The following is a 17,724-nucleotide window of genomic DNA, read 5'->3' as shown; positions in this document are numbered from 1 at the left end:
ACCCAAATATAACACATTCTAAAAAGCTAAGTTCACATGTTAGAGATTAATGCTACCGAAACCCTCCAAGAGGGATCCATCTTCGGCCAAATCACCACCATGGATCACGAGCAGCTCGTGATATGTCATGACCAGGCCACAGGCCTCAAAGCGCTCATTGGAATTCATAATACTGTACTTGGGCCTGCATTGGGTGGCACACGCATGTGGCCTTACGCGACTGAGCAGGAGGCTATTACCGATGTACTTCGCCTTTCCCGCGGAATGACTTTTAAAAATGCCCTCGCCGGACTCAATTTGGGAGGTGGAAAAGCGGTGATCATTGGAGATCCAAAACTGAAAAATGAGGCTTTCCTGAGAAGGTTCGGAAGGTTTGTTGAAAGCCTTGGTGGTCGCTATGTAACTGCAGAGGATGTCAACATGAAGACTTCTGACATGGAATACATCGCGATGGAAACCCGTCACGTGACCGGTCTTCCACAAATAAAAGGCGGCGCCGGAGATCCTTCTCCAGTTACTGCGTTTGGGGTTTATATGGGCATGAAAGCTGCCGCGAAAAAAGCATTTGGTTCAGATTCGTTGCATGGTAAGAAAATTGGTGTTCAGGGAGTAGGACAGGTCGGAAAATACCTCATCGACTACTTGGTCAAAGAAGGTGCTGAGATCCTAATCACGGATATTTTCGAGGACAAACTGAAAGAAGTAGCCAGAGCCACCGGCGCTACGGTGGTAGATCCAAATGTGATCTATGATATACCTATGGACATCTACGCTCCATGTGCATTGGGCGCAACGATCAATGATGAGACTATTGACAGATTGAAATGTGCTGTGATAGCCGGTGGAGCAAACAACCAGTTGAAAAACGAAACTAAGCACGGCAAAATCCTGATGGAAAAAGGCATCATCTATGCACCTGATTTCCTGATCAATGCGGGAGGGGTGATCAATGTTGGCGCTGAATACTACGGAGATTACCATCAAGAGCTGGTTTTTGCGCAGACTGAAAAAATCTATGACACCTGCCTAAACATCCTCGAAAAGTCTGAAAAAGAAAATATTCCTGCTCAGCAAGCGGCAATTGATGCTGCAAAAGCCCGGATTGAGGCTATCGGAAGAGTTAAACTTTCCTTCTGAAAATTGAATTTTCAATATTCCAAACCACCGGAGGTCGGCCTCCGGTGGTTTTTTTGTCCATAGACGACTGGGTATACCCCATCCAAATTCCCTATATTTGCAGCTCTTTAATGAATTTATGCTAAACAGAAGAATCCTCAGAGTCAAGGCATTTCAGAATCTTTATGCTTATGAACAATGCAAAGGATCTAATCTAAACATTGCCAAAGACTTCATTCGGGAGTCTTTTTTGCCCGACCTCAACAGCATGGAAGTGCAGGATAAAGCTGCGCTCAACCGTGACGCCGAGGAGGCAATCAAACTTTTTGACCAAAATCTTGAAAATGAAAGTCTGCTGAAATCTTCGGATGCAAAGCCAAAAATCAAACAGGTTGTTCTGGAAGCATTGAAGCAGTATCGAAATTCCAATGAAAAAGACCGTCAGTTCATGTTGAAAAACATGATCATTTCGGCGGAAAGAATCCCCCAACTGTATCTTTTGGCTATCGAACTGCTACAGGCATTTGCCAAACATGTCGAAAAAGAGCTGGAGCGAAAGAAAAAACTCGCAGGAGAAAATCCGGTCGCTTTCGGAAATGAGCTTAACCTAGCCAACAACCAAGTCCTAAAAAATCTCCGTGAATCACAGGCCTATCGGGCTGCCATTGCGAGAAACAATGTGAATTTGGATGACATCGAGCTGGAAATCAAGGAATGGTTTAGGGACTATATCAAAACTTCCGAAACCTATCAAGAGTACCTCAAAATCTCCAGTCCTACCCTGGAACAGGATTTTGAGGCAGCTGATGATTTATTGAAAAAAGTCATTTTCAAAAATGAGGTAATCCTCAATTTCTTTTCAGAAAAGGATCTGAACTGGACAGAAAACAAATCTGTAGTCAGAAGCCTTGCCTCCAAAGTACTTAAGAATTCCTCTACCATGGATGAATCGGCTTTGGATTACCTACCCGAAATCGCCATGAACTGGGAAGAGGATAAGGAGTTTTTTCAAAATATATTTAACTTCACCATCCAAAATGATTCATTGAGTAAGGCGTTAATCGCTCAAAAGACCAAAAATTGGGACATTGACCGATTAGCTTATACCGATAAAATCATAATTTCAATGGCTATCGCAGAGATGAAGCACTTTCCCAGTATTCCTGTCAAGGTGAGCATCAACGAGTACATTGATATTTCCAAAACCTACAGCACCCCAAAAAGCAAACAGTTTGTCAATGGTTTGCTGGATGTTTTGGCAAAAGAATTAACCGACAACGGCCAAATCCGTAAGAGTGGTCGAGGACTTTTAGACAATAAATAAGACAACTATGAGCAAGAGTACTAACACTTTATTGGCATTTGCAGTCGGCGCAGGAGTTGGCGCTGTTTTAGGCATTCTGTTTGCCCCGGATACAGGAGCAAACACTCGGGACAAACTCTCTTTCAAACTTTCCAAGTATAAAAAAGAGTTGGAAGATCTGATCAATGAACTCGTGGAAGGCAAAGAACTTCACCTCAACGAAGCAAAGACTGAGGGAAAGCGAGTTATTTCCGAAGCAAAAAACAAAGCAGAAAACCTGCTTCATGATGTGAATAAATTAATCGATCAAATAAACCAAGGTAAAAATTAACATGAAAATCAAACTGCTTAGCGCTTTCGCATTGGCTTTGGTTTTGGCAAGCTCATGTGGTCAGAAAAATGATCAGGAGGCTAAAATCCAGGCTCTGGAGGAAAAAATTGCCCAGCTTGAAAACCAAAACACTGCTGTCACTCCAGTTAACGCTCAGACTACCACCACCGCAGACCCAAGCACATTAGGTCAATTCCAGTTTACAGAAATGGAATATGACTTTGGAAACATCAACGAAGGTCAGGTAATCGAGCACGTGTTTAACTTCACCAACAACGGACAGGCTCCGCTTGTAATTTCCAACATTACTGCTTCCTGCGGATGTACCAGCCCTGAGTGGACCAAAACTCCTGTAAATCCAGGTGAGTCAGGATTTGTTAAAGTTGTATTTAACTCAACAGCAAAATCAGGTGCGCAAGCTCCTACTGTTACCATCCAGGCAAACACCAACCCAACTGTGACCCGTCTGAGAATGAAGGGTTCGGTAACTCCTAAATTGGCTGGTGCTGCGGCTCCTGCTGGTCCATTGAAGCGATAATCATGATTATTACAATCTTAGCGCAAGCTGCTGCAGGCGGCGGAGGTATTCTTGGTCAGGTATTTCTCTTTGGCTCAATCATTTTGATTATGTATTTCTTCATGATCAGACCGCAGCAGAAGAAGCAGAAAGAAACCAAGAAATTCATCGAGGAAATTAAAAAAGGAGATGATGTCGTGACCATCGGCGGACTCCACGGAAAAGTGTACAGCGTAGACGGAGATACCGTGCAGTTGGAACTTGACCGGGGACTTAAAGTTAAAGTCGAAAAATCTGCCATCTCCTTGGATTTTACCAAAAGGTCAACTCCAACAACCAAATAAATTGAGCTTTGCCGGACACTAAAAAGTCCTCAAGAAGGATTTCTTCAAAAAGACTCTCTAATCTGAAAGTGGTAGTCCTCTGCATTGCAGCGGCTACCACTTTTTGGATTTTAAACGCCCTGAACAAGGACAATTACACTACGATTGTGGATTATCCGATCACTTGGGAGTACAATCAGGAAGATTACGTTGCAGTAAAGCCACTTCCAAAAAGCGTCCAAATCCAGATCTCAGGCAATGGATGGGATTTACTTAGAAAGTATTTCAAGCTCAATGAGCCTCCTTTTGTGATTTACTTAGCCGAGCCTGCTGCCAAAAATTTCATCCTGACTTCGGACCTCAAAAGACCTTTGGGGGAATTCATTACTCCCACCCTTTTGGAAGGGCTTTTGGAAGATTCGATCTCTTATCAAATCGATAAGATTGAGACTCGAAAGGTAAAGCCAGTGCTGGATTCTGCAGGATATTCTTTAGCAAAAAACACTGAAATTGAAGGCGAAATTGACTTTTCACCTAAACAGATCACCATTACCGGTCCTACTTCCCTGCTAGACCTATACAATGATGGATTCCCAGTTTTGTTGAATGAAAATCGGATCGATGAAAATTTCAGTTCATCGGTTAATCTGTCAGTTGGAGAAAATCTCGAACCATTGATTCAACTCCAGGAGAAATCAGTCCAAGTCAGTTTTTCAGTGGTCAAATTTCTTCAGGGGAATAAGCGATTAAAGGTCAAAAAAATCAATTTCCCCAGAACTGTTACTTTGGAAAACGAAGAGATTACTCCAATGATTACCTACTTGGTGGATGAACGAAAAGTGGCTGAACTGAAGGACATGGAGTTTGAGGCAATTCTGGACTATGGGAAAAGAAATAGAGAAGATAGCACCCTAGCTATTGTCGTAAAGCCAAACCCCAAATACATTAAAGAAATCAAGGTTGAGCCGGCCCTAGTTAAGCTGAAATATGAGTAATCCTAAACCGCTATGGGTTGGAATCACCGGGGGTATTGGGTCCGGAAAATCTACCGTTTGCCATTTTTTCAAACTGCTCGGCATCCCGGTTTATTCTGCCGATGACCGTGCCAAATGGCTAATGGTTAACGATCCGGATTTGAAAGAGAAAATTATCTCAACCTTTGGAGAAGAAAGCTACTTAAGCGATGGTACTGTTAACAGAGCCTTCTTGGCAGAAAAAGTTTTTTCGGACCCCGAACAAGTAAAAAAAATCAATTCTCTGGTCCATCCTTCTGTAGGAAAAGATTTCAAAACTTGGGCTGAAAAGCAAACCTCACCCTATCTACTCAAAGAAGCTGCATTGCTTTTTGAAACAGGAGCTGCAAAAGAACTTGATTATGTAATCAATGTGAGTTCCCCGCTAAAAATCCGAGTGGCCAGAGTACTCATGCGCGATCCGCACCGAAGTGAAGCACAAGTCAACCACATTATCAACCAGCAGATGCCCGATGAGGAAAAAAGCGAACGGTCGGATTTTGTAATCAAAAACTCTGAAAACAAACTTATCATCCCTCAAATCCTGGAAATTCATAAAAAGCTCTGTGATTCAAAACAGACGTGATCTTATCTATAGCATCCAGTGAGATCAGGGATTGGATTTATAAGAAAAATGGAATGCCGAGAGGAAAACCCCTCAACAAATGAAGGTATATAACACCAAGGACTGGGCACAATTTGTCTTTCTGATATCCAAGTCAGATACCCTTTTTAAACTGGCTCCCTTGATTTTCTTTATGCTGCTTTATTCGCTTGGGGTTGCCTATGTAGAAATCCACTATTTCAAAGTTTCGGATGAAAGTTGGGTCAAAAACCTGCCCCAAATGCACGGTTTGCTCAGCTTTGTAATTTCGATGTTACTCGTTTTTCGCACCAATACCGCTTACGACAGATGGTGGGAAGGAAGAAAACTATGGGGTCAATTGGTCAATAACAGCAGAAACTTAGCTATCAAAATGGCCGGAATCCTTGACCCAACCGATGAAGAAAACCGGAGATTTTTCAGGCGCTCCATTCCCATTTATGCTTTTTCGCTAAAGGACCACCTTCAGTCCAAAAAAACCGAGTACAGTCTTCAGGATGATCATTTAATTGAAGAAAATTACCTAGCTGCCTCCGTAGTTAGTGATAAACATGTGCCAAACCAGATCGCTAAACTACTTTTTGGCAAGATCAACGCCTTGTATAAAACCGGACAAATAACCGGAGATCAGCTGATTGTCCTCAATGGAGAAATCACAGCATTGACAGATATATGTGGAGGCTGTGAGCGAATAAAAAATACTCCGATCCCATACAGTTACAGCTCCTTCATTAAGAAGTTCATCATGCTCTATACCCTTTCATTACCGATTGGGTATGCCTACATGCTCGGCTATTTTGCAGCACCTATTGTAGCATTTGTTTTTTACGTGCTGGCTTCGCTCGAATTAATCGCTGAGGAAATCGAGGAGCCTTTTGGAATGGACGAAAATGACCTTCCCATGGAGAAAATGTCGGAGAATATTCAGCGACAGGTGGAAGAGATTTTAATCTGATTCAAGCAGTTACCGCTTCCTCTCGTACCAAGTCTTGTGGACGATTTTCCACTTTCCTTCCACTTTTAAAAGAGTCAGAAAGTCGTAGTAGTAAATCCCGGGCCAAAAAAGTTCGGTTTCCACCAATGCGGTGTAACCCTCTATTCGGATAGCTTTGATCGAATTCTGAAATTGGGAAGGATCACGGGGAGCACCAGAAGCAGTCCCGCTAGCCCAAGTTTCAAAAGGGGTCACAGTAAAATTTTCGCCTCGGTATCCGATCAACTTCGCCTCGGGGTGGAATGCTTCGTCAAGCTTAGTCCGATCTCTTTGGATCATCCCATCAAAGTAAAGATTGATCGTTTGAGTGATGGCCTCCATCTCGCTCTGCTGCGCAAAGCTGAGGATCGGCATCAACAGAAGTAAAAACAGAAATAACTTTTTCATAGAAAGGAAAGGAGCTAAAAAAACCGTTGATGAAGTCATCAACGGTTCAAGATTTATTGATTTAGATCGAGTCAAAGCCCAAATACCGGTGCAGTACTTTTGGCATTCGGATCCCATCGGGAGTTTGGTTGTTCTCAAGAATGGCAGCTACAATTCTAGGTAATGCCAAAGCGCTACCATTTAATGAATGTGCAAGTTGGGTTTTCTTGTCGTCGCCTTTGAAACGCAATTTCAAGCGGTTGGTCTGGTAGGTTTCAAAGTTGGACACCGAACTTACTTCCAACCAACGCTCCTGAGCTGCAGAAAACACTTCCATATCATAAGTCAATGCAGAAGTAAAGCCCATGTCGCCTCCGCAGAGTCTAAGCACTCGATAGGGCAATTCCAACTTTTGAAGCAAGCCTTGCACATAGCTGCTCATGCTTTCCAACGTTTCGTAAGACTTGTCCGGATGGGTTATCTGTACGATTTCAACTTTATCAAACTGATGCAGTCTGTTCAAGCCCCGGACATGTGCTCCCCAACTACCTGCCTCTCTTCGGAAGCAAGGAGTATAACCGACATTTCGAATCGGCAGACTTTCTTCAGTCACAATCACATCCCGATAAAGGTTGGTAATTGGTACCTCAGCAGTAGGAATAAGGTATAGCTGATCCGCTGACGCAAAATACATTTGGCCTTCCTTATCAGGCAGCTGGCCTGTCCCATATCCGGAATCCTCATTGACCAAAATCGGTGGCTGAACTTCCGTATATCCGGCAGCCAATGCCTCATCCAGGAAGAAATTAATCAATGCACGCTGAAGTCTTGCACCTTTTCCTTTATAGACTGGAAATCCAGCACCGGTGATTTTCACTCCAAGGTCAAAGTCAATGATGTCGTATTTCTTGATCAGTTCCCAATGTGGAAGTTTATCAGCATGCAAGGAAGGGATTTCACCCTGTTGAAGTACAATTTCATTATCCTCAGCAGATTTGCCTGTAGGAACTGAGGCATGAGGAACATTTGGTATGGTATAAAGTAAGGCCTTAAGGTCCTCTTCTACTTTGGTGTATTGGTCCTCCAATTCTTTTATCTGTTCCTTGATTTGAGCCGTGCGCTCACGGATGGCAGACGCTTCAGCAGCTTTGCCTTCTTTCATGAGTTGGCCGATTTGTTTGGAAATCGAATTTGCTTCAGCCTGAAACTGATCCCGCTGAGTCTGGGTGGACTTTCTCAAATCATCCAAAGCGATGACTTGGTCAAGAATAGATGCTGCGTTTGCAATATTTCGCTTTTGCAGACCGGCTAAAGAAACGGCGTAGTTTTCCCGGATTTGATTAACTAAAAGCATGAATAAATCATTGAATTGGAGTCCAAAGATAAGGACTTATCGCACATAGACGGTCTTGGTAATTGTAGAGAACGGACCTTCAAGCTCCTTACCGTCACTCCGCACCAATTTGACCCGGACCTGATAGTCACCCTTTGGAAGATTGCTAACCCGGATAGGCTGCATGTGGTCTATTTCATAGGCAAAGTCATTGACTTTGATTTGCACCTTCAGACCATCGAGTTTCATATCTCCTCCCAACACTAAAAAGTCTATCACCAATTCATCTCCCAGGGTTAGAATCTGGGCATTTCTAGGGGAATTCAGCGCCAAGTACGGCTCTCCCGAATATGGAAATGGTCTGGATTCACCTACCAAAAAGTCCCGATCTACATAATTGCCAAAATTTTTCAAAGCCAGGCCTTCTTCATCAACCAGATAACCAACCACACGGTAAGTTCCCACAGTTAGTTCTCTTTGGAAAATAGGGGAAAAGAATCCCACAGGATCCCCTCCATTAAGAATCAAAAAAAGCCGGGGACTTTCTGAAACGCCCTCTTCAAAAGAAAAATTCTTGATATTGAACTCAAATGGCACTTTTCCTGGGCGAAAAACCTGGTTACCTAACGGGGTATAAAGTTCCAGAATTGCGTCAGGATAACTGGAAGAATCTTCATATTGGTAAAAAGTAACCTTTGGAAGCAATCTGTTAGTGTCAAGGGAATCACCAGTTTGGTTCAGCACCGACTCATTGATTTTTCTTTTGTCCTCAGCACAAGAATAAAGAAGCAAACCAAATAAAATTGGGCAAATGAGGATTTTCTTCATGGGGCAACCCGGATTGAGTCTAAAGATATTTATTTTTGAAGAATTACATTGGTGCTTAAACTAAACATTTGACTAAATGGACATCCTATTTGATGAAATTCCAAGTTTGGATCTGGCTGATTTCACTGCCGGTACAGCTGAGCAAAAAAAAGCCTTCGTGAAGAAATTGGGGGAAGCCTATCAAAATATCGGCTTTGTGGCGATCAAAAACCATGGACTTTCTAAGGATCTTCAAGATCGATTGTACAACTCTATCAAGGCCTTTTTTGCTTTACCCGATGAGGTAAAAGCCAAGTATGAAAAGCCTGAAATAGGTTATCAGCGTGGTTACACCGGGAAAGGAAAGGAACACGCGAAAGGAAGAAACACTGGAGACCTGAAGGAATTTTACCATGTGGGTCAGGAGCTGGCACTAATTCCTGATTCTGATACTGTAAAAACCGAATATCCTGAAAACCTCTGGCCAACCGAAGTCTCCGGTTTCAAGAATGATGCTATTGAGGCTTTTCAAACGCTTGAGAATGCCGGAAAAGCAATGCTTCGCGCCATAGCACTTAATCTCGAACTTCCTGAGGATTACTTTGAGGATAAAGTCGCTTATGGTAATTCGATCCTCAGACAAATTCATTACTTCCCTATTGAAAATCCCGACGAGGTTCCTGCCGATGCGGTGCGCGCAGCCGAGCACGGAGACATCAACCTGATCACCCTCCTGATGGGCGCAAGTGCAGACGGACTTCAAGTTTTGAGAAAAGATGGAAAGTGGATCCCAATTACTGCATTGCCAGACCAATTGGTGGTCAATGTGGGCGATATGCTGGAAAGACTAACCAATAAAAAACTCAAATCCACCATCCATCGGGTAGTCAATCCTCCCAGAGAATTGATGCACACCAGCCGATATTCCATCCCGTTCTTCATGCATCCAAGGTCTGAAATGGATTTGACCTGTTTGGAGAATTGCATTGACGAAAAAAATCCCAAGCAGTTTACTGATGCTACTGCAGGGGAGTTTTTGGAAGAAAGACTCCGTGAACTAGGTCTTAGAAAATAAGGATGTCGGTCCGGACTGTCCGATATTATGTTTTCCTAAAGGATATCCTGTTCCTTTCGCTGACAGCATTTGGTGGTCCCCAGGCTTTCCTGGCTATGCTATTGGATCGTATGGTGAAAAACCGGGCCTATATCACAGAAGAGGAACTCTGGGAGCTCAATGCATTATGCAATATCCTCCCGGGTCCCTCTTCTACTCAGTTGATTTCTGCAATTGGATTTAGAGTCGGAGGTCCAAATCTGGCGTATTTGGCACTTTTTGTTTGGATTCTCCCGGCCACTTTGATAATGACTGGGACAGCCATTTTGATTGACTTTTTACAGGAAAATACACCTGGAGCACTCAATTTCGCCAGATTCATCCAACCCATGGCCATCGGGTTTATCATTTTTGCGGCTCAAAAGACCATCACCAAAATGGTTAAAAGTACAGAAGCAATGATCCTAATGCTGATTTCCGCATTCGTATCATTCTTTTACAGTTCTCCTTACATTTTTCCTGTGATGCTCCTTTTGGGAGGATTAAGCACCTCGATCAAATACAAAAACCAGCCAAAAGTGGAGGAGGAAAAAGCCTTGGTCATTAAATGGTCCAACTTTTACCTATGGGCTGGAGTATTAGTGCTTGCCGCTGTGGCAGGCGCTATCACCAAATTCCAGCCCATTCTACTTTTTGAGAATTTCTACCGAAACGGAAGCTTGATCTTTGGAGGAGGTCAGGTACTCGTTCCTTACCTATACACCGAATTTGTTGATTTTAAGCATTTCCTTACCTCTGAAGAATTTCTAACCGGGTATGCAATATCCCAAGGTATTCCCGGGCCGACTTTTTCGATTTCTTCGTATGTCGGTGCCCTCTCTATGAGAGAATTCGGACTTTCAGGATTTGTGATGGGGGGCCTGATAGCCGCAGCAGGAATTTTTCTTCCTGGAATTTTCCTCATTTTCTTTGTCATCCGATTTTGGGATCAGTTGAAACTTTACCGACCTGTCAGGGCAGCCTTGGAGGGGATAAATGCGGTTTCATGCGGAATGTTGATTGCAGCGGCATACTTACTGTTTGAACCCTTGGAAGCCAATGCCATTCACATCATCTTTATCCTAGGAACTTATTTTTTGCTCCAGTTCACCAAGATTTCCTCCCCCGTCATCATCCTGGCTGGGATCGTTTTGGGGATTTTTGCCAGTTACTTTCTTAGCTAAAATGCTTTAAAAAGCCCCAAAACGAACAAGATTAGTCTCAAAAGCGTTTTGAGTTGTGAATTCATTTCCTAACTTTCTCTTATGCAAGCCTACGAGTTCATCAACAGTCTAATTCCACCCCTAAAGCTCACGGATCGAGCGGGGATGGCCTTGGCTTGGATGGAGGAAATTCGTACCGACTCTCTTCCCGTTACAGACCAAGGGAGGTTCCTTGGATTCATAGGAGATGAGGTCATTTTTGAAATTAACAATCCAGACCAGTTGATTGGGTCAATAGAATTGGAGTCTGGAGCTTGTTGGGTTTACTCTGATAAACACATCTATGATGTGCTGAGGGTAGCCTCAGAGAATCAATCCAATCTGGTGGCTGTTTTGGACAGAGAAAATACCTATATCGGTGTGGTGACCATGGAAGATGCAATTGCTGCATTTGCAGATAGCCTTTCGATCAAATCTCAGGGAAGTGTGCTAATCCTTTCAATGAATATGACGGATTACCATCTTTCAGAAATCTCCCGGTTAGTTGAATCTGAAAACACCAAAATTCTGAGTTCTTTCATCACAAGTGATCCCTTAGATGACAACAAAATCAAGCTTACACTTAAGCTTGACAAGCCTGACCTGCGGCATGTGAAAGCTACCCTCGAGCGATTCGGATATCGAGTGATTGATCATTACCAAGAGGAGACAGGCATCAGCAGTGAAGAGGACCGAATCGGTAACTTGCTGAGATTTTTAGATATTTGAGGCATGAAAATCGCCTTGCACGGCCTTGCATTAAAGGCTGAATACTTTTCAGATATTGAAAATCTGTTTCGGGAACTTACCAAACATCAAATCGAAATCCTTGTAACAGAGCCCTTGGACCGGGCTTTGAAGTTGGCGGGAAATACCACTCTTACTTATTGGGTAATTGAAAATCAACATGATCTCCAGTCGGTGGATTTTTTGATTTCCATAGGAGGAGACGGCACTTTGCTTGACGCAGTCAGCTTGATTGGCAGCAAAGAAATTCCAATTCTAGGCCTAAATACAGGGAGATTAGGATTTTTGGCGACTGTAGCTACAGATAGCATCAGCGATGCCATTGACCATTTGGCAGGAGGCAATTTCCAAATAGAATCCAGGGCTTTGATTTCACTTCAAAGCAGCAAGAAACTATTCAATGGGATCAATTTCGCATTGAATGAATTTACCATTCACAAAAGAGACACCTCTTCGATGATTACGGTCCATACCTATATCGACGGAAAGTACCTCAATTCTTACTGGGCAGACGGACTGATCGTGTCAACACCTACAGGTTCCACGGGATATTCCCTGAGTTGCGGAGGTCCTTTGATTACTCCTGGTGCTAAAAACTTTGTCATCACCCCGGTAAGTCCACATAACCTTAACGTCCGCCCCATTATTGTTTCTGACGAGAGTGAGATCAGTTTTGAGATTGAGGGAAGGACCGAAAAGTTTCTGATTTCACTGGACTCAAGGTCCACATCGATTTCATCGGATGTAAAACTGAGTGTCAGGAAAGAGCGGTTTTCGGCAAAATTGGTCAAATTGCCACACTATCATTTCTTTGATACTTTAAGACAAAAATTGAATTGGGGTTTTGACATGAGAAACTGAAAAAGCACCCTGATTATAGCTTAACAATTATTAACCCGAGAAATACGAAAGGGCGTTTTTTAAACGTTTGGTACTTCATAACTTGCATCATCTTGAAAAAGGTCAATTTTAAGATTATCAGATACTTACTTGTTTTTTTGTTTGCTTGGATCGGATCTTTTATCCCAGTAAATGCCCAAAAATACGAGATGGGTGGAGGCTTAGGAGTAACAGCCTATTCCGGTGATATCATCCGAAAAATTGACCCGGGGCAAGCAAGCCTCCAAGGTACGTTGTTTGGCAAGAGAAATTTTGACAATGTGTGGAGCCTTCGGGTAGGTCTCAATTTGGCTCAAGTAAATGCTGCTGACAGCATCAAGCCGATAGATGAACTAGCCAGGGTAAGAGATGCAAGGTTTAGAGCAGGAATTATTGAATTTTCAGCGGTAATGGAATTCAATTTTCTAGATTTTCTTAGAAATGACTCTGAATTCCGATTTTCACCTTATGCTTTCTTTGGATTGGGGTACTCATACTTTCTAGCCAGAGGAAATACTTGGGCGTACTTACCATCCTCAGATTATGATTTTGGTTCTGTCGTAATTCCATTTGGCGGAGGGGTGAAATACCGATTGAATGATCGATGGACTTTGGCTGCAGAGCTTGGGTTTAGACCTACTACGACCGACTATCTGGACAAGATCGACAGTACGCTGCCTGCTATCCCAAGATACCAGCCTCCAGTAGATCCTTCAACCGGCCAAATCCCTCCTTATGGAATCAATTTTGGTAACCCAAATGACAAGGATTGGTATTACTTCCTAGGCCTAACTGTAAGCTATACTTTTGCCAATGTACGGTGCTATGCCTATTAATTAATTGAGCCCTAGGGCTGATTATTGAAAAAGAAATAGCATTTTTGTACCTCCAAAAAAGTAGGTAGCCAAGCCATTGGAATGAAGGAAAAACTAGACCTAACCAAAATCCCCAGACATATTGCAATCATCATGGACGGCAATGGCCGTTGGGCTAAAAAGAAAGGCGCCATGAGAATCTTCGGTCACAGACATGCCATTCAAGCTGTCAAAGATGCGATCGAAGGAGCAGATAATCTGGGGGTGAAATACCTCACTCTTTTTTCATTTTCCACCGAAAACTGGTCTCGTCCTCAGGATGAAGTAAAGGCTCTCATGGAGCTTTTGGTGAAAACAATCATCGACGAAATCTCGCTGATGATGAAAAACAACATTCGTCTGGAGGTAATTGGTGATATTGAAAGCCTTCCCAAATCAGCCTATGAAAAGCTGATGGAAGCTAGAAAGGTCACTGCTGCCAATACTGGACTTACGGTAATTCTGGCCCTGAGCTATAGTGGACAGTGGGAAATTACCCAAGCAACCAAACGCATTGCTCAAAAAATCTCCGAAGGGAAATTAAAACCTGAGGATATTACTCAACAAACTTTCGCAGATCATTTGGATACGGCAGGCATTCCTGACCCCGAACTGATGATCCGCACCAGTGGAGAGTATCGAATCAGTAATTTTCTGCTATGGCAGCTGGCCTACACGGAGTTGTATTTCACTCCTGTTCTTTGGCCAGATTTCAGGACAGAACACCTTTATGCCGCAGTGGAGGACTATCAAAAACGAGAAAGAAGATTCGGCAAGACCGGTGAGCAAGTAAATCTTTAATAATTGATGAAATCGAGCATGACACTCGCCATTTCAGTAATGAGAAATGGACCGATCGCTATCGGGAGACTGTCATACGAGATTCCATATGGCCTAATAGGTCAAATTATAAGCATATGAAAAGAAGTTTATTAATTCTGTTTTGTTTGATATGGTCTGTTTCGGCTATTGCTCAGATTCGTCTGGGTCAAAGCCGCTATGCATCCACAAGACCAGTCAACATTCTGGAACTGAATTATTCCAAACCCCAGAAATTCAGAATTGCAGAAATCAAAGCGGTGGGCTTGTCCACCCTGGATGAAGTCGCTATTATTTCACTTTCAGGATTGAAAGTGGACGACCGGATCGATGTGCCTGGTGATGCAATTTCCAATGCCCTTAAAAAACTCTGGGGACAGGGCATCATTGGTGATGTAAAGATTTTGGTAACCAAAATCGAGGGAGATGATATCTATCTCTTGCTCGACCTCACTGAGCGACCTAGATTCTCAAGAGTGGAGTTTACCGGAATCAGCAAAACCCAAGAGGGAGAATTGCGGGACAAAGTCAATATCCGAGGAAGAGTAGTTAGAGATGACGTACTCAATACCGCCAAAAGAAACATTGAAAAGTATTACCTGGATAAAGGTTTTTTGAATACCGAGGTTAAAATCTTCCAGGATAGAGACACAACTCTACCAAACAGCGTAAAGCTCCGGTTTGAAATCAATCCGAATTCCAAAGTTAAGATCAATGAAATCCAATTCTATGGAAATGAGGAAGTGTCTGATGGTGCCTTAAAAGGCAAAATGAAGAAAACCAAGGAGCATGCGCGGGTTTCGGTGTTTAAGGATGTTTATTCCAGAATCACTGATGCAGACCCAGCAAGCATCAAAAACTCCGTATTCCACACCGATACCGCTTCAACAGAAGAGGTGATAACCTACATCAACAAGAATTTCAAACTCAACTTTTTCAACGGGTCCAAATACATTCCAAAAGAATACCGAACCGACAAGGATAATGTAATCAACCTCTACAACAGCAGAGGATTTAGAGACGCTAAGATTCTCGATGACTCCGTTTACAGTTTTACCGACGATAAGATCAACATCGACATCGATGTAGAAGAAGGAAGAAAATACTACTACCGAAACATCACATTTACCGGAAACTACATCCACCCAAGCTCGGTCCTTTTAGCAAAGCTGGGAATTCAAAAAGGGGATGTCTATGACAAGGAGAAACTGGATAAGCGTCTAAATTATGACCCCCAAAAGGGCGATGATGTGAGTTCACTTTACCAAGACAATGGCTATCTGTTCTTTAGCATTGAACCTGTGGAAGTCAACGTAACGGGAGATTCCATCGACTTGGAAATGAGGATCTTTGAAGGCCCTCAGGTCACCGTGAACAGTGTAAGTATAAAAGGCAATGAGCGGACTTCTGACCACGTGGTCATGCGTGAGATTCGAATTCTTCCCGGACAAAAATTCAATAGAAGTGCCTTAGTTAGAACGATTCGGGAGCTTTCCACTTTAGGATACTTTGACCCTGAAAAAATCAACCCGGACTTAAGACCAAACTTCGAAGCCGCAACTGTGGATATCACATTTGAACTGGAAGAAAGACCTAATGACCAAATCGAACTTTCAGGTGGATGGGGAGGATTTTACGGGTTCGTAGGTACAGTAGGCTTGGTGTTCAATAACTTCTCAGTCAAAAATATCGGGGACTTTAGTAAATGGGATCCCCTACCGGTTGGCGACGGACAAAAACTGTCTTTGAGAGTCCAAGCTAACGGCCAAACTTTCCAAAACTATTCACTCTCCTTGACTGAGCCATGGTTTGGAGGTAAAAAACCAAACGCCCTAAGCTTCTCTTTTAACCACTCGGTACAAAGACAAGTCGATTTTTATAATCAGGCAAATTTCGGAAACGAACTGGGCTTCTTTAAAATCACCGGTGTAACAATTGGACTAGCCAAACGGGTTACCTGGCCGGATGATTATTTCAGCATCAGTAATTCCCTACAATTCCAGAATTACGAATTCGATGAATTCGGTACCTCATTTGGTCTGAGCTATCCAACAGGAACTTCAAAAAGTATCACTTGGAATACAACCATTGCCAGAAACAACGTAGACAATACCATCTATCCGAGATTGGGATCAAACATTATGTTGGCGATGAATTTAACGCCTCCCTATACCTCACTCAATCCAAATATCGATGCCGAATCTCCGGACCAGGAGAAATACCAATGGCTTGAGTACCACAAATGGATGTTTGATGCCTCATTCTACACCCCACTCCTTGGGTCCACCAAGTGGGTAGCCAGTGCCCGGGCACACATGGGCTTCCTTGGATCTTATGGTGACAAAATTGGTATCATTCCTCTGGAGCGATTCGTAATGGGTGGTGATGGTATGACCTTCAACAACTTTGCCCTAGGACAGGAAATCATAGGTCTCCGCGGTTACGAAAACCAATCCATTACTCCTGGACGTGCAACTCGAGGCACAGCTAATCCTGATCCTTATGGTGGAGTGGTTTACAATAAGTACGTGATGGAACTTCGATTCCTTGTTTCTCCTAACCCTTCCGCTACCATTTTCCTTCTTGCATTTGCTGAAGCCGGTAATAACTGGGGATCCTACAAGGACTTCAATCCGTATGATCTGAAAAAATCAGCCGGTATGGGCGCACGTATTTTCATGCCTGCATTTGGACTTCTGGGAGTAGATTGGGGTTACGGATTTGATCCTATTCCTGGCACATTGCAAAAAAGCGGACCACAATTCCACTTTACAATTGGGCAGCAGTTCAGATAATCTTGAAATCAGTAGTTCGTTTAGTTAATTTATGCAAAAATAGAAGTTGAGCTTCTGGCCTTCTTAGACTACTGAAAACAAGGGAGAGACATGAATAAATCACTGAAAATTGTACTTTTGCTGCTCATTCTGCTTCAGGCAGGCCCTTTGGCAGCTCAAAAGTTTGGATACATCGATTCGGAGTACATCCTGAACAAGCATCCTGACTATAAAGTGATCCAAGACGAGCTACTCAAGCTGAGCACAGAATGGAAGAAAGAGGCACAAAGTTTGGACCAAGAGATCAAAGAACTTTACACTCAGCTCAAGGCAGAGGAAGTATTATTGACAGAAGAAATGTACCAGCAGAGGCTGGCCGAAATCAAAGCAAAGGAAAAAGCCTCCCAGGAATTCAACAGCAGAATTTTTGGTATTGAAGGACAGTATTACCAGAAGCAGGCAGAACTGCTTCAACCCCTTCAATCCAAAATTTACGATGCTATTGAGCGGGTTTCGAGAAGGAATAACCTGGCAGTTTTGTTTGACAAGGCCGCAGGTCCCTCTGCTATAATTTACACTGACCCAAGACATGACTATTCAGAGTTTGTCCTGGAAGAATTAGGAATTGAAGAAAACAATTAAATACAAA

Annotated in this window: 19 protein-coding genes; 16 read left to right on the top strand and 3 right to left on the bottom strand. The window is 43.0% G+C overall.

Annotation, left to right across the window (positions count from 1 at the left end; all coding sequences use genetic code 11):
- Positions 1-36 precede the first annotated feature (36 nt).
- From D0X99_RS07505 to D0X99_RS07470, 8 genes are all read left to right on the top strand, one after another.
- On the top strand, positions 37-1,137 hold the full coding sequence (locus D0X99_RS07505; protein WP_119477065.1) for a Glu/Leu/Phe/Val dehydrogenase dimerization domain-containing protein: 1,101 nt from the start codon (positions 37-39) through the stop codon (positions 1,135-1,137).
- A gap of 118 nt (positions 1,138-1,255) precedes the next feature.
- The gene (gene nusB / locus D0X99_RS07500; RefSeq protein WP_119477064.1) at positions 1,256-2,440 is read left to right on the top strand and encodes a transcription antitermination factor NusB; all 1,185 of its coding nucleotides are present in this window, start codon (positions 1,256-1,258) and stop codon (positions 2,438-2,440) included.
- A gap of 7 nt (positions 2,441-2,447) precedes the next feature.
- On the top strand, positions 2,448-2,750 hold the full coding sequence (locus D0X99_RS07495; RefSeq protein ID WP_119477063.1) for a YtxH domain-containing protein: 303 nt from the start codon (positions 2,448-2,450) through the stop codon (positions 2,748-2,750).
- Position 2,751: 1 nt separating this feature from the next.
- The gene (locus D0X99_RS07490) at positions 2,752-3,288 is read left to right on the top strand and encodes a DUF1573 domain-containing protein (RefSeq protein ID WP_119477062.1); all 537 of its coding nucleotides are present in this window, start codon (positions 2,752-2,754) and stop codon (positions 3,286-3,288) included.
- A 2-nt stretch (positions 3,289-3,290) separates the two neighbouring features.
- Positions 3,291-3,611 (top strand): preprotein translocase subunit YajC, encoded by a 321-nt coding sequence (yajC, locus tag D0X99_RS07485; protein ID WP_119477061.1) that lies wholly within the window; start codon positions 3,291-3,293, stop codon positions 3,609-3,611.
- Positions 3,612-3,619: 8 nt separating this feature from the next.
- The gene (locus D0X99_RS07480) at positions 3,620-4,585 is read left to right on the top strand and encodes a YbbR-like domain-containing protein (RefSeq protein ID WP_119477060.1); all 966 of its coding nucleotides are present in this window, start codon (positions 3,620-3,622) and stop codon (positions 4,583-4,585) included.
- Entirely contained in the window at positions 4,578-5,189 is a 612-nt protein-coding gene (gene coaE / locus D0X99_RS07475; protein ID WP_119477059.1) for a dephospho-CoA kinase, read from the top strand. The genes D0X99_RS07480 and coaE overlap by 8 nt, the downstream gene beginning before the upstream one ends.
- Before the next feature lie 79 nt (positions 5,190-5,268).
- Positions 5,269-6,162 carry a bestrophin family protein gene (locus D0X99_RS07470; RefSeq protein WP_119477058.1) on the top strand — a complete coding sequence of 298 codons (894 nt, stop codon included), beginning with the start codon at positions 5,269-5,271 and terminating at the stop codon, positions 6,160-6,162.
- A gap of 9 nt (positions 6,163-6,171) precedes the next feature.
- Here D0X99_RS07470 and D0X99_RS07465 read toward each other — a convergent pair whose 3' ends face one another.
- From D0X99_RS07465 to D0X99_RS07455, 3 genes are all read right to left on the bottom strand, one after another.
- On the bottom strand, positions 6,172-6,588 hold the full coding sequence (locus tag D0X99_RS07465; RefSeq protein ID WP_119477326.1) for a nuclear transport factor 2 family protein: 417 nt from the start codon (positions 6,586-6,588) through the stop codon (positions 6,172-6,174).
- A gap of 61 nt (positions 6,589-6,649) precedes the next feature.
- Positions 6,650-7,921, bottom strand: coding sequence for a serine--tRNA ligase (gene serS, locus D0X99_RS07460; RefSeq protein ID WP_119477057.1), 1,272 nt, complete (start codon positions 7,919-7,921; stop codon positions 6,650-6,652).
- A gap of 36 nt (positions 7,922-7,957) precedes the next feature.
- Positions 7,958-8,728 carry a hypothetical protein gene (locus D0X99_RS07455; protein ID WP_119477056.1) on the bottom strand — a complete coding sequence of 257 codons (771 nt, stop codon included), beginning with the start codon at positions 8,726-8,728 and terminating at the stop codon, positions 7,958-7,960.
- A gap of 76 nt (positions 8,729-8,804) precedes the next feature.
- Between D0X99_RS07455 and D0X99_RS07450 the strand changes: the two genes are divergently transcribed.
- From D0X99_RS07450 to D0X99_RS07415, 8 genes are all read left to right on the top strand, one after another.
- Positions 8,805-9,782 carry an isopenicillin N synthase family dioxygenase gene (locus tag D0X99_RS07450; protein ID WP_119477055.1) on the top strand — a complete coding sequence of 326 codons (978 nt, stop codon included), beginning with the start codon at positions 8,805-8,807 and terminating at the stop codon, positions 9,780-9,782.
- Positions 9,783-9,784: 2 nt separating this feature from the next.
- A complete protein-coding gene (chrA, locus tag D0X99_RS07445; RefSeq protein ID WP_119477054.1) occupies positions 9,785-10,984 on the top strand; it encodes a chromate efflux transporter in 1,200 nt (399 codons plus the stop codon).
- An 81-nt stretch (positions 10,985-11,065) separates the two neighbouring features.
- Positions 11,066-11,731, top strand: a complete 666-nt coding sequence (locus tag D0X99_RS07440; RefSeq protein ID WP_119477053.1) for a CBS domain-containing protein — start codon at positions 11,066-11,068, stop codon at positions 11,729-11,731.
- A 3-nt stretch (positions 11,732-11,734) separates the two neighbouring features.
- Positions 11,735-12,610 (top strand): NAD kinase, encoded by an 876-nt coding sequence (locus D0X99_RS07435; RefSeq protein WP_119477052.1) that lies wholly within the window; start codon positions 11,735-11,737, stop codon positions 12,608-12,610.
- Between the two features lie 92 nt (positions 12,611-12,702).
- Positions 12,703-13,464 carry a type IX secretion system protein PorG gene (gene porG, locus D0X99_RS07430; RefSeq protein ID WP_119477051.1) on the top strand — a complete coding sequence of 254 codons (762 nt, stop codon included), beginning with the start codon at positions 12,703-12,705 and terminating at the stop codon, positions 13,462-13,464.
- Positions 13,465-13,545: 81 nt separating this feature from the next.
- Positions 13,546-14,283, top strand: a complete 738-nt coding sequence (locus tag D0X99_RS07425) for an isoprenyl transferase (protein ID WP_119477050.1) — start codon at positions 13,546-13,548, stop codon at positions 14,281-14,283.
- A 116-nt stretch (positions 14,284-14,399) separates the two neighbouring features.
- Positions 14,400-17,096, top strand: a complete 2,697-nt coding sequence (locus D0X99_RS07420) for a BamA/OMP85 family outer membrane protein (RefSeq protein ID WP_119477049.1) — start codon at positions 14,400-14,402, stop codon at positions 17,094-17,096.
- Positions 17,097-17,186: 90 nt separating this feature from the next.
- Positions 17,187-17,717, top strand: a complete 531-nt coding sequence (locus tag D0X99_RS07415) for an OmpH family outer membrane protein (RefSeq protein ID WP_119477048.1) — start codon at positions 17,187-17,189, stop codon at positions 17,715-17,717.
- The last annotated feature ends 7 nt before the right edge of the window (positions 17,718-17,724 follow it).

Source organism: Algoriphagus lacus (assembly GCF_003583985.1).
In the GTDB taxonomy this organism is placed as follows: domain Bacteria; phylum Bacteroidota; class Bacteroidia; order Cytophagales; family Cyclobacteriaceae; genus Algoriphagus; species Algoriphagus lacus.
Note: the sequence above shows the minus strand (reverse complement) of the source record. Positions and strands in the feature narration are given on the sequence as shown.

Excerpts from the sequence above, each read along its gene's own strand:
- D0X99_RS07505 (WP_119477065.1), top strand. The coding sequence starts at position 37 with ATGTTAGAGATTAATGCTACCGAAACCCTCCAAGAGGGATCCATCTTC.
- nusB (WP_119477064.1), top strand. The coding sequence starts at position 1,256 with ATGCTAAACAGAAGAATCCTCAGAGTCAAGGCATTTCAGAATCTTTAT.
- D0X99_RS07495 (WP_119477063.1), top strand. The coding sequence starts at position 2,448 with ATGAGCAAGAGTACTAACACTTTATTGGCATTTGCAGTCGGCGCAGGA.
- D0X99_RS07490 (WP_119477062.1), top strand. The coding sequence starts at position 2,752 with ATGAAAATCAAACTGCTTAGCGCTTTCGCATTGGCTTTGGTTTTGGCA.
- yajC (WP_119477061.1), top strand. The coding sequence starts at position 3,291 with ATGATTATTACAATCTTAGCGCAAGCTGCTGCAGGCGGCGGAGGTATT.
- coaE (WP_119477059.1), top strand. The coding sequence starts at position 4,578 with ATGAGTAATCCTAAACCGCTATGGGTTGGAATCACCGGGGGTATTGGG.
- D0X99_RS07470 (WP_119477058.1), top strand. The coding sequence starts at position 5,269 with ATGAAGGTATATAACACCAAGGACTGGGCACAATTTGTCTTTCTGATA.
- D0X99_RS07465 (WP_119477326.1), bottom strand. The coding sequence starts at position 6,588 with ATGAAAAAGTTATTTCTGTTTTTACTTCTGTTGATGCCGATCCTCAGC.
- serS (WP_119477057.1), bottom strand. The coding sequence starts at position 7,921 with ATGCTTTTAGTTAATCAAATCCGGGAAAACTACGCCGTTTCTTTAGCC.
- D0X99_RS07455 (WP_119477056.1), bottom strand. The coding sequence starts at position 8,728 with ATGAAGAAAATCCTCATTTGCCCAATTTTATTTGGTTTGCTTCTTTAT.
- D0X99_RS07450 (WP_119477055.1), top strand. The coding sequence starts at position 8,805 with ATGGACATCCTATTTGATGAAATTCCAAGTTTGGATCTGGCTGATTTC.
- chrA (WP_119477054.1), top strand. The coding sequence starts at position 9,785 with ATGTCGGTCCGGACTGTCCGATATTATGTTTTCCTAAAGGATATCCTG.
- D0X99_RS07440 (WP_119477053.1), top strand. The coding sequence starts at position 11,066 with ATGCAAGCCTACGAGTTCATCAACAGTCTAATTCCACCCCTAAAGCTC.
- D0X99_RS07435 (WP_119477052.1), top strand. The coding sequence starts at position 11,735 with ATGAAAATCGCCTTGCACGGCCTTGCATTAAAGGCTGAATACTTTTCA.
- D0X99_RS07425 (WP_119477050.1), top strand. The coding sequence starts at position 13,546 with ATGAAGGAAAAACTAGACCTAACCAAAATCCCCAGACATATTGCAATC.
- D0X99_RS07420 (WP_119477049.1), top strand. The coding sequence starts at position 14,400 with ATGAAAAGAAGTTTATTAATTCTGTTTTGTTTGATATGGTCTGTTTCG.
- D0X99_RS07415 (WP_119477048.1), top strand. The coding sequence starts at position 17,187 with ATGAATAAATCACTGAAAATTGTACTTTTGCTGCTCATTCTGCTTCAG.